At 51.8% G+C, this 13,631-nt stretch carries 12 protein-coding genes; 3 read left to right on the top strand and 9 right to left on the bottom strand.

Annotation, left to right across the window (positions count from 1 at the left end):
- Positions 1-230 precede the first annotated feature (230 nt).
- The gene (locus ACFFJP_RS15930) at positions 231-3,017 is read left to right on the top strand and encodes a cadherin-like domain-containing protein (protein WP_377246312.1); all 2,787 of its coding nucleotides are present in this window, start codon (positions 231-233) and stop codon (positions 3,015-3,017) included.
- A 70-nt stretch (positions 3,018-3,087) separates the two neighbouring features.
- Here the strand turns inward: ACFFJP_RS15930 and ACFFJP_RS15925 are convergent, their stop codons facing one another.
- The 3 genes from ACFFJP_RS15925 to ACFFJP_RS15915 form a co-directional block, all read right to left on the bottom strand.
- Entirely contained in the window at positions 3,088-3,822 is a 735-nt protein-coding gene (locus ACFFJP_RS15925) for a phosphoadenylyl-sulfate reductase (protein WP_377246309.1), read from the bottom strand.
- A gap of 210 nt (positions 3,823-4,032) precedes the next feature.
- Complete coding sequence (gene cysI, locus ACFFJP_RS15920; RefSeq protein ID WP_377246306.1) at positions 4,033-5,751, bottom strand: assimilatory sulfite reductase (NADPH) hemoprotein subunit; 1,719 nt, start codon at positions 5,749-5,751, stop codon at positions 4,033-4,035.
- Positions 5,751-7,562 carry an assimilatory sulfite reductase (NADPH) flavoprotein subunit gene (locus tag ACFFJP_RS15915; RefSeq protein ID WP_377246303.1) on the bottom strand — a complete coding sequence of 604 codons (1,812 nt, stop codon included), beginning with the start codon at positions 7,560-7,562 and terminating at the stop codon, positions 5,751-5,753. The genes cysI and ACFFJP_RS15915 overlap by 1 nt, the downstream gene beginning before the upstream one ends.
- Positions 7,563-7,878: 316 nt before the next feature.
- Here ACFFJP_RS15915 and ACFFJP_RS15910 point away from each other — a divergent pair, with 316 nt between their 5' ends.
- Positions 7,879-8,694, top strand: coding sequence for a DUF2884 family protein (locus ACFFJP_RS15910; protein WP_377246300.1), 816 nt, complete (start codon positions 7,879-7,881; stop codon positions 8,692-8,694).
- Between the two features lie 99 nt (positions 8,695-8,793).
- On the opposite strand, the gene ACFFJP_RS15905 is transcribed toward ACFFJP_RS15910, so the two are convergent.
- Positions 8,794-9,261, bottom strand: coding sequence for a hypothetical protein (locus ACFFJP_RS15905; protein WP_377246297.1), 468 nt, complete (start codon positions 9,259-9,261; stop codon positions 8,794-8,796).
- A gap of 190 nt (positions 9,262-9,451) precedes the next feature.
- Between ACFFJP_RS15905 and ACFFJP_RS15900 the strand changes: the two genes are divergently transcribed.
- Positions 9,452-9,799: a RidA family protein gene (locus ACFFJP_RS15900; RefSeq protein WP_377246294.1), complete on the top strand. Its 348-nt coding sequence runs from the start codon at positions 9,452-9,454 to the stop codon at positions 9,797-9,799.
- Between the two features lie 12 nt (positions 9,800-9,811).
- On the opposite strand, the gene ACFFJP_RS15895 is transcribed toward ACFFJP_RS15900, so the two are convergent.
- The 5 genes from ACFFJP_RS15895 to ubiK all read right to left on the bottom strand — a co-directional run bounded on the left by ACFFJP_RS15895 (position 9,812) and on the right by ubiK (position 13,375).
- Positions 9,812-10,405, bottom strand: coding sequence for an ankyrin repeat domain-containing protein (locus ACFFJP_RS15895; protein WP_377246291.1), 594 nt, complete (start codon positions 10,403-10,405; stop codon positions 9,812-9,814).
- Between the two features lie 142 nt (positions 10,406-10,547).
- On the bottom strand, positions 10,548-12,068 hold the full coding sequence (locus ACFFJP_RS15890) for a catalase (RefSeq protein WP_377246288.1): 1,521 nt from the start codon (positions 12,066-12,068) through the stop codon (positions 10,548-10,550).
- A gap of 106 nt (positions 12,069-12,174) precedes the next feature.
- Positions 12,175-12,978, bottom strand: a complete 804-nt coding sequence (locus ACFFJP_RS15885) for an alpha/beta hydrolase (protein WP_377246285.1) — start codon at positions 12,976-12,978, stop codon at positions 12,175-12,177.
- A complete protein-coding gene (locus tag ACFFJP_RS15880) occupies positions 12,953-13,105 on the bottom strand; it encodes a hypothetical protein (RefSeq protein WP_208932701.1) in 153 nt (50 codons plus the stop codon). The genes ACFFJP_RS15885 and ACFFJP_RS15880 overlap by 26 nt, the downstream gene beginning before the upstream one ends.
- A 9-nt stretch (positions 13,106-13,114) precedes the next feature.
- Entirely contained in the window at positions 13,115-13,375 is a 261-nt protein-coding gene (gene ubiK / locus ACFFJP_RS15875; protein WP_377246282.1) for a ubiquinone biosynthesis accessory factor UbiK, read from the bottom strand.
- Between the last annotated feature and the right edge of the window lie 256 nt (positions 13,376-13,631).

The raw sequence follows: 13,631 nt of genomic DNA, 5'->3' as shown, positions 1-13,631 counted from the left end.
GATCAACACGCTTGCGGCAACGCTGGCGCAGGCGTTTGTTGTTCAGATGCCGTCACCGGCGACAGGCAGGTCTTGCTCTGGCGATGGGTGGCCTGCAATTACTTTGCTGCAAATATTCGGGTTTTCTTGGAACAAGCCTCACACTAAAAAAGGAACGATTGAATAAAATGTGTTTCTCGTGTTAACTTTTATGCAATAATCCTACCGGACGTAAATGCAGGGAATTGCTGATGAATGGAATAAAACGATTTGTAGCGTTCGCGCTGATGAGCGCGGCCACAATGATCCAGGCGCAACAGGTTATTGATCCACTCACTGAGAAACACCTGGCCAATGTCGAATATCTGACCGGTAATGCGGTCAATCTGAATGAAAAAGTCTATTTATTTGCCAAAGAGAAGACGAATGATTATGTCAAAGATTTGGCGGCCCATTTCATCCTAGAGTTTGACCCTAAAACTCAGGTTCAACGAAAAATTGCTGATGTACGGCGCTCGCATTTTCCCCGTAAAGAAAAATATGGCTCGTATCAACCTGATCTACCTGAGGAAGGAATCAAGATAGGCAACCGCTTGCTGCTAAAAATTGCGCCGGTTGGCTATGTCGAATGGTTTGATCCCAAAAGTGAGTCTTTTTACAGTGCGTTTGCCCAGCAACCGCAAGAAGAATTAAAAAACTGTTCGATACAGGGCTGGGAAAATGGCCCCTTGCTCTATTGTGACCTGAATACCGAAGGCAACAGCTTAGTTTTTCGATTAGATGCGGCCGATGGCCTGTTCCATCCCTTTGCAACCACACTCAAAGCTTCTGACCAAATCATTGTTAAAGAAGGCTTATTTTGTCTTGGTAAGACATGCCACGAGTGGCCAAATTCGCAAAAGTACAGTCTGCAAGATGAGTCGTTGCCAACTCAGGTTGTCATTAAACACCAACAGTTATTTTGGTTCTTAAGTAACGGTAATGTGGTGATGCAGAAACGTCACAGCAATGAGCAAATCATTCTGAATGCTACAGCGCTCAATGCTGAACCGAATAAATTCCAGGTGATTGGCATCAGCCCCAACCATTTGTTGTATGTGACCAAAGATGAAAACGGGCGGGCTTCGCAGTTTAAACGCCTCCATTTTGCCAGTCAGAAAATTGTACAAATCGATACAACGATTTTTGACAACAATCGTAATTGGGATGGTAGTTTGCTTGTTTGTACTCAGAGTTATTCCTGTGCTCAGGGGCTGCCAGACGACAGTTTTGTGATGTTTTACGGCAGAGGCGGAATCGCCCAACTGCAGTCAACAGCAACTCAATTTACGTCACTCCAGCAGCCGTGGTTTACCTCAAAAGACTATTGTTGCCATGGTTATGTCGATGTAAAACCGGTCGAACTGAATGAGCAGCTGTTTTATGTGGCAAACAGTTGCTTATTCGTCTATGGATCACCAGCGAACAACCTCACCGCCCGTGAATGTAAAGGGAAGGCACCGTCTTACTTAGTGCTGCCTTCGACAAAATTACTAGAACTGGCACAGGTTCAGGTCACGAACCGCACCCCCATCCGTGGCTTGATTACATGGAAAGATACTTTGTTATGGTTGGAGCAGAACGAGCAATGGCGTGTTAAAAGCTTCAACCCGAAGACTCAGCAAACATCTGTTTTAGATACATTTTCAGACAATCTCAGCGCTAAACATTTAATGTTGCTGCCGGGCAGTACAAATCTGTGGCATTTACGCTACAACAAGATCCACCGTTTTAATCCTGACACTCAGCGTTTTGAAGCCACCACCACTGTGCTGGAAGAATACCAGGGTAGTGATGGCATGTTGATTGGCGACAGTTTTTATTATCTCAGCCATAAAGAAGGATACGAAGGCGACACATACATCAACACGGCACGATTGAATCATTTTGATTTGATATCAGGCCAAGTTCAGAATCTCAAATGGTTACCGCCCTCCTCATCTGCGATTCGGCTGCTCGGCATCAGCAATGGCAAGGTCTACTTGTCAGAAGGGATCCTGAATCTTTCAGACTTGGCATACACAGCGAATAAAGCCTTAGCGAGAAAAATGGAATCAGCTGGCGGGGCAATGGTGAATCCAACCTTTTCAAACCTGCTCAAAGTGTTTGAATACCGGCAGCAGCTTTTTGGGATCGCCGAACATTACGAGAGCGGTTGGGATTCTGGTGGTATCTTCACCCGCAATTTAGTCAAACTGGATCTTAACAACCAAACCAGAAATCTGCCGACAGGCAAACCGGTACACTTTGATGCATACGACCGACCAGAGCCGCGAGTCATACAAAACGGTGATTTTTTGTTTGGCAGCTGGGGGCAGCAATTTCAGCCTGATGGCACCCCAGCACAACAGCAGTTCACCGGCGAGTTTTTTAGCAATTCGATTCAATTTCTGGATTCAACCTATCTGCTGTCTGAGAACCAACTAGGACAATGGAAACAGGTGAATGGTAAGCCGGTGCTGCAAGGCAACCTGCTGCCTGCGCAGCAATTCGCCGATATCGGTGCCAGCATGGTAGAGCTGGGTGGCAAGCTTTATTATGTCGCTACAGATAATGCCGATGGTGAACGGATCAGGCAAATTCAGTTACCGAATCGGCCACCTGTGGTCAAAAACGAAAGCGCCACAACCAATAACACGACCAAAATTACCATCGCGGTATTGGCAAACGATGCTGATCCCGACTTTGATCTGCTGACTGTCACCGACGCGAAAGCCACGCAGGGCCTGGTCAGCATTTTGCCTGATCAGCAGCTGAGCTATCAGCCCAAGGCGGGTTTTTCCGGAACCGATGACATTCAGTATCAGGTGACTGATGGACGAGGTGGTGTCACCACCGGCAAAGTCAGTGTGACTATTACAGCCACTGCGACTGAAGTACCTCCGGTAACAAAACCAGAAGCGCCGGCAGAAAAATCCGGTGGTGGCTTTGGATTCGGTTGGCTGGCGCTGTTATGGCTGGCAGTTGGGTTTAGACGCCATTTGAGCGCCACAACCTAGTTATCCTGCAAAAGGTGCGAACCCGCATAGCGGCGGGTTCGTTCTTGCTGGCTGTGCCTTCGTGCAGTTGTTAGATGCCGTCCCCAGCGACATGCAGGCCACATTCGCGGCCCATTCCATTAAAGCGGGTGTCTTCTTCGTTCATCCCGGCTGACAGTGGCGCACTGGAGTGCGTGTCGCCGACTGAGACATAACCCTGTTCCCACAACGGGTGGTACGGCAGGTCATGGTCCTTCAGATAGTAAAAAATATCTTTGTTGGTCCATTCGACAATCGGATTAATCTTCAACACGCCACGCTGAATACCCACAATCGGCGTCTCGGTGCGGCTGCTGCTCTGGCTGCGGCGCAGGCCGGTAAACCAGCTGCTGACTTGCAGCTCCTGCAACGCGCGTTGCATCGGTTCGACTTTGTTCAGTTGATTGTATTGCTTCAAACCTTCCGGCGTCGTCCAGAGCTTACCAAAACGCGCTTCCTGCCAGGCCGGCGTGATCTGTGCGCGATACACCTGAAGATTCAGCTGCAGCCGTTCAGTCAGCTCATCAATAAAACGATAAGTTTCCGGGAACAAATAACCGGTATCGGTCAGCACGACCGGAATGTCCGCTTTGGCCTGAGTCACCAGATGCAGCATCACTGCCGCCTGGATGCCAAAGCTGGAACTCAGCATATGCTGGCCCGGTAATTCCTGCAGCGCAAAAGCCACCCGTTCAGCGGGCGACAACGGCGCCAGCTGCTGATTGATCGCCGCTAATGCTTGCAGCTGCGCGGCCGGGTCCAGCTGTAGAATCTGCTGATAACTCATTTGTTTACCTGTATTGCTTTGTTTGTTTGGCGGGTAACCACGAGGGTTACCCCTAGCGCTGACCAAACCGATGCGTGAAAGCTGTGTTTTGGGCGGGCAGCCAATATACGGTGGCGGTAAACGTACGGTGGCGCTTTGCTTACCGTACCTACCCGCCCTGCCGACTCCGCTGTATGGCGGGTAACCGCAAGGGTTACCCCTACAGTTTATCTACGCGTGGAAGTCGGTTTTGCTGACTTTCACTTCAGCGACCACGCCGACCCGAATCACGAAATCACCAAAACATTCGCCGGCATGACGTTCAAGTGCCCAGCGGCCAATCAGCGTGTCCAGTGCCGCCAGAATTTCCGCTTCGGCGACATTGTCTAAATACAGCTTCGGAATGCGCGTACCGGCGGTGTTGCCACCCAGATACAGATTGTATTTGCCAGGGCCACGGCCGACTAAACCAGCTTCCGCCAGCATGGCGCGGCCACAGCCGTTCGGGCAACCGACCACCCGCAGAATAATGTGGTCTTCCGCCACCCCGTGTTTCGCCAGAATGCCTTCAACATGGGTCACCAAAGTCGGCAAATAGCGCTCAGCTTCCGCCATTGCCAGCGGGCAAGTCGGCAGCGACACACAGGCCATCGAGTTCTTACGCTGTTCGGTCACAGTGTCTTCAATCAAGCCATGCGCGCGGGCAATGGCTTCAATCTGCGCTTTATCTTCAGCGGCAACGCCGGCGATGATCAGGTTCTGGTTCGCCGTCATGCGAAAATCGCCTTGGTGGATTTTGGCAATTTCCGACACGCCGGTTTTCAGCGGCTTGCCCGGGTAATCCAGCAAGCGGCCGTTTTCGATAAACAGCGTTAAATGGTGTTTGCCGTCAATGCCTTCGACCCAACCAAAGCGGTCGCCGCGATGGGTGAAGGTATAAGGACGGCTTGGTTGAAACTTCACACCAACGCGGGCTTCTACTTCCTGCTTAAAGGTTTCCACGCCGATACGGTCGATGGTGTATTTGGTTTTGGCATTTTTGCGGTTAACCCGGTCACCATAATCACGTTGTACTGTGATCACATGTTCAGCCACTTTCAGCACGTGTTCGAGGCCGATAAAGCCAAAATCTTCAGCGCGGCGCGGGTAGGTGCCTTTGTCGCCGTGCGTCATCGCCAAGCCACCACCAACTAACACGTTAAAGCCGACTAACTGGCCGTTTTCGGCAATAGCGACAAAGTTTAAGTCGTTGGCATGCACGTCGATGTCGTTATGCGGCGGAATGACGACGGTGGTTTTGAACTTCCGCGGTAAATAGGTATCGCCCAGTACCGGTTCGGTTTCGGTGGTTTCAACCTTTTCCTCATCCAGCCAAATTTCGGCATAAGCGCGGGTTTTCGGTAGCAGATGCTCAGAAATTTTCACAGCCCATTCATAGGCTTGCTGGTGCAGCACTGATTCCACCGGGTTCGAAGTACAAAGCACGTTGCGGTTGACGTCGCCGGCCGTGGCAATCGAATCGATACCAATGCTGTTCAGCATCTGATGCATTGGCTTGATGTCTGGCTTAAACACACCGTGGAACTGGAACGTCTGCCGCGTTGTTAAGCGGATACTGCCGTACAGGGTTTTTTCGCTGGCGAACTTGTCGATAGCCAACCACTGCTCCGGCTTAATGATGCCGCCAGGCATCCGCGCCCGCAGCATCACGTTGTGCAGCGGTTCCAGTTTTTGCTCAGCACGTTCTGCGCGTAAATCGCGGTCATCTTGCTGATACATGCCGTGAAAACGCACCATTAAGTAGTTATCACCGGTGAAACCGCCGGTAATTTCATCTTTTAAGTCTGTGGTGATAGTGCCGCGTAAATGATGGCTTTCGGCTTTTAATCGCTCGTTATCAGACAGCGCGCCCTGCACCTGCAGTTCAGGGTTAATTGGATATTGGCTCATTAATACACATCCTTCTGATAACGTTTGGTTTCACGCAGTTGTTCGAAATAGTCTGCAGCCGCGTCCGCGCTCAGGCCGCCATGCGTCTCGGCGATCTGCAACAAAGCCTGATGGACATCTTTGGCCATCCGGTTGCCGTCACCACAAATATACAGGTGGGCACCCTGCTGCAGCCAGTTCCAGACTTCGGCACCTTTGGCTTGCAGTTTATCCTGCACATAGACTTTCTGCGCCTGATCACGGCTAAACGCCACATCCAGTTTGCTTAGCACGCCGCGTTTTAAATAGTCCTGCAATTCCACTTGATAGAGGAAATCACGGCTGAAGTGCGGGTTACCAAAGAATAACCAGTTCTGACCGGTTGCACCGGCGTTGTCCCGCTCCTGTAAAAAGGCGCGAAACGGCGCAATCCCAGTGCCAGGGCCAATCATAATGACCGGCGTGTCGTTATCCGGTAGGCGGAAGTTGTCATTGTGCTCAACAAAGACCCGCACCTTGCCACCTTCTTCCAGCCGCTCGGCGAGGAAACCGGAAGCGCCGCCTAAATGGGTCTGACCAAAAGCATCAAACCGCACCACACCAACAGTTAAATGCACTTCTTCGCCGACTTCAGCCTGACTGGAAGCAATCGAATACAACCGTGGCTGCACTTTACGCAGGCAATCCACTAAAGCTTGGGCGGTTAACTGTGCCGGATGCTGCAGGATCACGTCTGCGGTCTGGCGCTCGGCCAGATAAGCGCGTAATGCTGTTTTATCGGTTGCCAGTTGCTGCAGTTCGCTGTTGCCGGTCGCTGCGGCATATTTCTCGACAAAAGACGGGTAGGACTGCGTCAGTTCTAATTCACGTTGCAGCGCATCGCGCAGCGTCAGTGTCTGAGCGCCAAAACTGACTTCGGCATCGGCCGCGGTGCCAGTCGCTTGCAGCACGGCATCAACCAGCGCCGGGTCGTTATCGAAAAACACACCCAACGCATCACCTGGCTGATAGGTCAGGCCGGTATCGGCTAAGGAAATCTCAATGTGACGCACATCTTTGGTGGAATTGCGCGCAGTGATTTTCTGGTTGACCGCGAGCTCAGCGCTGGCTGGATTTTGTTTGTCATACGGGTTGTGATGACCGGCCGTTGCAGTGCTGCCAGGCCAAGCGATCACTTGCGCACTGCCAGCGCCAGAGGCTTTTAACAGCGGGCTGAATACTTCTAACGCCCCTTGCTGCCAGGTCGCGGCGGCATCGGCGTAATCAACATCCAGATCGGCACGGGCATACAGGCGTTTGGCGCCAAGCGCTTCGAGCTGCTCATCAAAATCCTGTGCCGTTTTACAGAAAAACTCATAGCTGGTGTCGCCAAGACCCAGCACTGCATATTGCAGGTCCGGCAGTTTCGGCGCTTTTTTACCAAACAGGAATTTATGGAAACTCACCGCAGATTCCGGCGGCTCGCCTTCGCCGTAAGTCGAGGTCACGATGATCAGGAATTTTTCCTTCACCAGGCCGTTGGTCTTGTAGGAGGCAATGTCCTGCAACTGCACCGCAACACCCTGTGCTTCGGCCGCTGCTTTGATTTTGCTGGCGACACCTTTGGCATTGCCGGTTTGCGAGGCATATAAAATGGTCAGCACTGCAGCCTGTTGCGGTGCTGCAGCAGCGCCGGCTACGGCAGTGCCGGAAGCGAGCTGGGCAGCAGCCGCCAGATAACCACTGACCCAAGCTTGCTGAATTGGATTGAGCTGGCTGACTAGTTTCTGTAAATCCTGAACTTGCTGCGCATTCAGCGGGCTGGCCGGTGCGATCAGTGAAGTAAACGGCATAACGACACCTGTACTATCAAAATTGTCGTTATTTTATCCATATAGACGGCTAAACAATAAAGAATTGATCTGCACCACTTATGCAAATTAGTTATATACCAATACTGTCTGGCGATAGTGGGAATTTAGCTAAATATTGGTGAAAAACACCAGTTTCCGATTTCTCTTTCCAACGCATCATCAACAACACTTCATATAAATCAATAAGATAAACTTTGGCACAGCCTTTGCGATATCCAAGTATCTGTAACAGTCAGCATAGGTTCAGCCGGACCAGCTCTGACGTCATCAAACACAATGAAGAAGGAATGGACTTATGAAACTGTTAATTGCAGCCACTTTATTTAGCTCAATCGCTATGGCACACGAATCTGAGCAGAACTGCTCACTGGAATTACACGACGATTTATTAGTGCAACGCGCCGATGTGCAATTGCTGCGTAGTGACAATCCACTGTGGCGCATCAGCGATCAAGGGCAACTCTGGATCAACAATAAATCAGTCGATACCGATGCATCCACCGCCGTGTTATTGCAGCAATATCAGGCCGGCCTGCGCGACAATGCGGAACAAACCGTGACGCTGGTCGCAGATGCAGTCTCCATGGCATCTGAAGCGCTGACCCGTGTGATGGCACAATTTGAAGTCGACAACGGCGACGCACAGGCCAATATCGACCGCGCGCTGAACAAGATGCGCACTAACCTTGACCAGATTTTACTGCGCAGCGACAACAGTATCCGCATCAACGGCAGCAAATTGGCTGGCATTGACAACGGTTTTGATGACGAAATGTCCAAAGCCATTGAAGAGTCAGTCGCCGAAATCACCGGCAATGCGCTGATGCTGGTTGGTAAAGCCATGAGCAGCGGTGAAGGCAATTTTGACCAGCGGATGGAAGCATTCGGCCAGAAAATGGAAAAATTTGGCGACGAGCTGGAAGCAGATATGAATGTCCGCGGCGAGCAACTGGAAGCGCGTGGCCAGCAAATCTGCAGCTCGCTGCAACAGTTGGACGGTCTGGAAGCGCAAATTCAGGCTAAAGTACCGGCGATGCAGCAGTTTGATTTAATTCAGGTTTCAACCAAAGAAAACCATGTTGATACCGCTAAAACTAACAGCGCTGAATAAGGTTTATTTCCCACGAGAGTTTGCTGAATACTCTCAACACCCGTTGCCCCGCCCAAAGCGGGGCTTTTTTTATACACAATAAGCAGACAAACTTCGGTCTTAAGGTAATAGCCAGCGCGCATTGGGCAGTGCCGCACTCAATTGCTGTCGGACCAACTCATATTCGGCATAAGGAATTAAAAACTTACGCGTCCGCTCAGCTGTTTCTGCGCTGGTTGGCTCAGGTTCGATCGTCAAATACAGATAGGCCCGCTGCTGATCAATAACGCCCATTTCCACTTGTGAAATGGCCTGACGTGGCCAACTTTCGTCGGCAATTCGAAGCAGATCACCGTCCAGCTGTAGTTGAGATTTTAAAGAGGTGATTTCCACGGCCAGCACTGCAGCACCTTGCCTGCGATGGCGCTGGATCAGCCAAATGACGATCAACCAGGCCGTAATCACCGCGCCTAAAGCGAGCCAGTCTTGTTGTAACCAACGCTGATAGCCGCTGATGCCAAATGCCAGTGTTACCAGTAGCAATAACAGCCATTTATTCATCGTCAATCCGGGAGCTGGATTATTCATCAGTCTGAATCCTTTAACCTCTAGTGAAATGCAGCGTATATTCTCGTTCCCAGCCCATTGATGCAACAGGCAAGCCTCGATTTTCGCTGATTTGCCCTGATGGGCGGCCTCGTTGAGACCAGGCCTTCAATGTCACTTGCCAATAGGATCGCCGCCTGTTAAAACAGCGCAACTTCTACGGAGAACAACCATGATTCAGCGTATTTTACCGGGAACCCGTTATTCCGAAGCCGTGATCGCCGGCGGTTTTATTTTTTGTGCCGGCATGGTGCCAAACGACACCAGCCTGGATATTCAGGGCCAGACTGCCGATGTGCTGGCACAAATTGATGCTTTACTGGCGGACTGCGGTGCCAGCAAAGCGGATATCGTAGACGCGACTATATATCTCGCGGATATGGCGGATTACACCGGCATGAATCAGGCATGGGATGGCTGGGTTGCCATTGGTCAGGCACCTGCCCGTGCCACAGTCGAAGCGCGCCTCGCCGATCCGGCCTGGAAAATCGAAATCAAAGTCACCGCATTTCGCGGTTAAACCAGCCTTAGTTTAAGGCTGACCGGCTGCAGAAGTCGAAGCGTCCTTTGTTTTAGCTGACTGCAGCTCGGTTGCCAGCGCTTTGAATTTCTCACTCTGGCCAAATTTTTCCGCGAATTGCGCCGCCGTCATCTGGCTTTTGTCGGTGATGGCGTCTGTTGCTTTTGCGGTATTCTCCTGATCACAATCAATGGCATATAACTGCCTGGCAATGCCCCACTCGGCTTTGATCATCGCGCCCATCAAAGCGGTATGGCCTCTTTTGTCGCGAATACAGGCATCGGCACCGGCCTTCAGCAATAAGTCCACCGCAGTCGCCTGACCTTGATAAGCCGCGATCATCAGCGCGGTGTAACTGCCATCATTGGGCATATCGACCGGAAAGCCGGCTTGCAAGAACTCTTTTAACACCGCCATTTCACCCGTGCGCGCTGCGGCAAAAAAATAACGGCTTAACTCAGCCAACGTGGCTGTCTGCTGCGGGGCCACCTTCTGTTCTGCAGCCTTTGCTGTCGCCATCTGCGCTGGAGGCTGTAACGGATCTGCTGCCACATCAGCGAACATCAACACAAATAATGCTGCGGCCAGCTGTCGTTTTGTTTTCATCTGAAATCTCCCGGAGCTGTTCTGTCCATAAAATGCCTGCGAAGCCCAACCCTAATTGCAGGAAGGAGCCAAAGGGCCCCGCAGGACTTAAACACTCAGAAGGTCCCGGCACTCCTGCCTGTGACGGGACCGGACCACCTTTTTACAGCGTTGCCGCCACCGCTTTCACGGTCTTGATATCGCCTTTAACTGCTTTGGTCAGCGCAGTGCCGTAGTTCACATCCGCCTTGTAAAAATGCGCCAGCATTTTGTGTTTGGTGTTGCTATCGCGCACCGCACCTAAATCACCGGCCAGATTGCGTACCAGGTTCTGCTGCGCGGTTTTGTCCAACTGGCGGTAGAAGTCGCCGGCCTGACTGAAATTGTCAGTCTTGGCGATGATTTGCTGCTGCACAGTGCCCGACAGCGGCGTCGCCACAGCGCGGGCCGCTGCCAGTGCTGGTTTTGGCTCGATACTGGACGGTTCGTAGTTCACATTCGATTTGGTGTTGCCATAGTTCATCGCACCATCTTGATTGTTGCTGTTGACAGCAACCAGTGGCCGGTTAATCGGCAATTGCTGATGGTTGGCACCAAGGCGATACATTTGCGTGTCGCTGTAACTGAATACACGGCCTTGCAACAGACGGTCTTCCGACGGCTCAATGCCTGGCACCAGATTGGCTGGCGCAAATGCGGCCTGCTCCGTTTCCTGGAAGAAGTTATCCGGCATCCGGTTCAACGTCATAGTGCCGACTTTGGTCTCTGCCACACCCGGCCACACTTTGGTCGCGTCCAGCGGGTTAAAACTGAAGTCATCCAGCTGCTCCGGCTTCAGTGTTTGCACGTAAAGGTCCCATTTCGGGAAATTGCCGGCATTGATTTCTTTATACAAGTCCCGCGTTAGATGGTTAAAGTCCATGCTTTGTACTTTGGCAACCTGATCCGCATTCAGGCTCTTGATGCCCTGCTGTGATTTCCACTGGAACTTGACATAAGTCGTCTCGCCTTTGGCATTGACGAATTTAAATGCGTGAACACCAAAGCCATCCATTTCACGGTAGCTCGCTGGCGTACCGAGGTCTGAATACACTTGCGTCAGCATGTGGGTCGAGGCCGGGTCTTGCGACATAAAATCAAAGACGCGATTTGGGTCTTGCATGTTGTCGACCGGTGACGGCTTCAGCGAATGCACCATGTCCGGGAACTTGATCGCATCGCGGATAAAAAACACCGGCAGGTTATTTCCGACTAAATCCCAGTTGCCCTGATCGGTATAAAACTTAGTGGCAAAACCACGCGGGTCGCGCAGGGTTTCCGGGCTGTGGTTGCCGTGGATCACGGTCGAGAAGCGCACAAACACTGGTGTCTTTTTCCCGGCCTGTGCAAACAGACTGGCGATGGTTAAATCCGGAATAGCCTGACTGACAACAAACTCGCCATGGGCACCGGTGCCGCGGGCATGGACCACTCGCTCAGGGATCCGCTCACGGGCAAAGCGCTGTAATTTCTGGATTAAATGTACGTCTTGCAGCAGCGTGCTGCCGTTTGGACCTGCAGTGATGGAATTCTGGTTATCACCGACCGGTGCGCCGTTGTCTTTGGTCAGAGTTTGCGCCTGGAGGGCGAAACTACCGCTTATCTGAGTGAGTATCGCTAACGCGACTAACGTTTTTTTGTACATGTTGTGGTCCTCTGTCTGAGTCAGCTCTTTCCTGCCTGATCAGCTTAGGGTCACCACATGAATTTAAAAAATGATATAAATAAATAGATGTAATCGCTAAATGCGATTAACCACCCGTCGATGGCGTCGATGTCGCGGGAAAAAAGTGCAGCAGGACGTCATCCAATAAAGGTTGCCAGTTGTGCCAGTTATGGCCAAAACGCACTTCCTGATAGGCCACGGCATAACCTTTTTGCTGCAAAGTCTGATGGAATTTGCGGCCGGCGCCGAGATTATCGTTCAGGGTACCAAAGGACAACGACATCTTCAGTGGCAGCAACGGCTGTTGTTGATAGAGTTTGGTCAGTACCGCCAGATGGTCTTTATTGCCGGGCGATTGCATTGCAAGATTGCCAAACTGATTAGGCAGTAACAGGCCAAAACAGGCGGCATTAATAGCGCCGAAGGACAAACCAAGGATCACCCGGTCTGTTCGTGCAGTCGATGGCTGATATTGTTGTTGCACTGCGGGTAACAAGGTATCGCGGAAAAACGCCGCATACTGCTGATTACACATAAATTGCTGATGACGTCGGTTGACGGACAAATCCGCCGGATCGCGCGCATCCACCAGTACCAATAACAAAGGCCGGATCTTGCCTGCATGACGCAGTTGCTGGATCAGCTCAGGCAGTTGGCCCGGTTCGGCGTACCAGGCGCCGTCGGTGACATAAAGCACCGGATCACCCGGTTGATAACCGGGGCTTGGCACCGCCTGATATTGCAGATCGTATTGCAGTTGCGGGCTGTGGATCCGCTGCCAGTCTGCCGTGGCAGCAAGGCCCGGCGCTGACCAGCCTGGCAGTAGGCTGCAGGCCAGCGCGGTGACTAGCCTTGGGAGCGGGTCAGATTTTACAGGCGCCGCCGGCACAGTCGTCTTCGTCCGGTAACGCTTCTGCGGCAGCGGCAGCTGCATCTGCTGCGGCCAATTTTGCCGCGTTGTTTTCTGCAGCAGCATCAAAATCCAGATGATCTAAATCCAGGTCAAAATCGTCCACGATAGCTCCTTATTCAGTTTTATCAGCGGCTTGAGCAGCCAGCAGTTGTTGGACCTGCAGTTCCAGCGCTTCGAGTTTTTCGCGGGTGCGCAATAACACCTGGCGTTGGACGTCAAATTCTTCCCGCGAGACAAAATCCAGCGAACTCAGTTTGGCCTGCAGTACTGCTTTGACCTTGGCTTCGACATCGTCGGCCACTTCACGGAATTTTGGTGGAATAGAGGCGCCAATCTGGCGCGCAATGTCTTCAATTTTTTTCGGATCCAGCATGTCAGACTCCCTGAACTGAGGTCGTGATTGAAGCCTCAGTGTAAGGGCTGTACATGGCGCTGGCGACTGTTTTTTCAAGGCTGGCGCGCTGAATTAAAATGCCGGATCTTCTGATGCTGTCTGCTTTGGGCTACACTAACGCCCTCTTGCGCGACCACCAAAGCGCCATCTGCCTGCGACGAGCGGCGCCTGACCGGACCACCCGGCTTTTTGTGACTGAAAACTCTGATGAAACTGAATACGCAACAAAATGACG

The sequence above is a fragment of the Rheinheimera tilapiae genome, from assembly GCF_042432165.1.
Classification (GTDB): domain Bacteria; phylum Pseudomonadota; class Gammaproteobacteria; order Enterobacterales; family Alteromonadaceae; genus Pararheinheimera; species Pararheinheimera tilapiae.
This window is presented reverse-complemented; position numbering and strand designations above follow the sequence as displayed.

Coding starts and splice junctions, on each gene's coding strand:
- ACFFJP_RS15925 (WP_377246309.1), bottom strand. CDS start 3,822: ATGAGTTATCAGCAGATTCTACAGCTGGACCCGGCCGCGCAGCTGCAA.
- ACFFJP_RS15905 (WP_377246297.1), bottom strand. CDS start 9,261: ATGAATAATCCAGCTCCCGGATTGACGATGAATAAATGGCTGTTATTG.
- ACFFJP_RS15900 (WP_377246294.1), top strand. CDS start 9,452: ATGATTCAGCGTATTTTACCGGGAACCCGTTATTCCGAAGCCGTGATC.
- ACFFJP_RS15915 (WP_377246303.1), bottom strand. CDS start 7,562: ATGCCGTTTACTTCACTGATCGCACCGGCCAGCCCGCTGAATGCGCAG.
- ACFFJP_RS15890 (WP_377246288.1), bottom strand. CDS start 12,068: ATGTACAAAAAAACGTTAGTCGCGTTAGCGATACTCACTCAGATAAGC.
- ACFFJP_RS15895 (WP_377246291.1), bottom strand. CDS start 10,405: ATGAAAACAAAACGACAGCTGGCCGCAGCATTATTTGTGTTGATGTTC.
- ACFFJP_RS15930 (WP_377246312.1), top strand. CDS start 231: ATGAATGGAATAAAACGATTTGTAGCGTTCGCGCTGATGAGCGCGGCC.
- cysI (WP_377246306.1), bottom strand. CDS start 5,751: ATGAGCCAATATCCAATTAACCCTGAACTGCAGGTGCAGGGCGCGCTG.
- ACFFJP_RS15910 (WP_377246300.1), top strand. CDS start 7,879: ATGAAACTGTTAATTGCAGCCACTTTATTTAGCTCAATCGCTATGGCA.
- ubiK (WP_377246282.1), bottom strand. CDS start 13,375: ATGCTGGATCCGAAAAAAATTGAAGACATTGCGCGCCAGATTGGCGCC.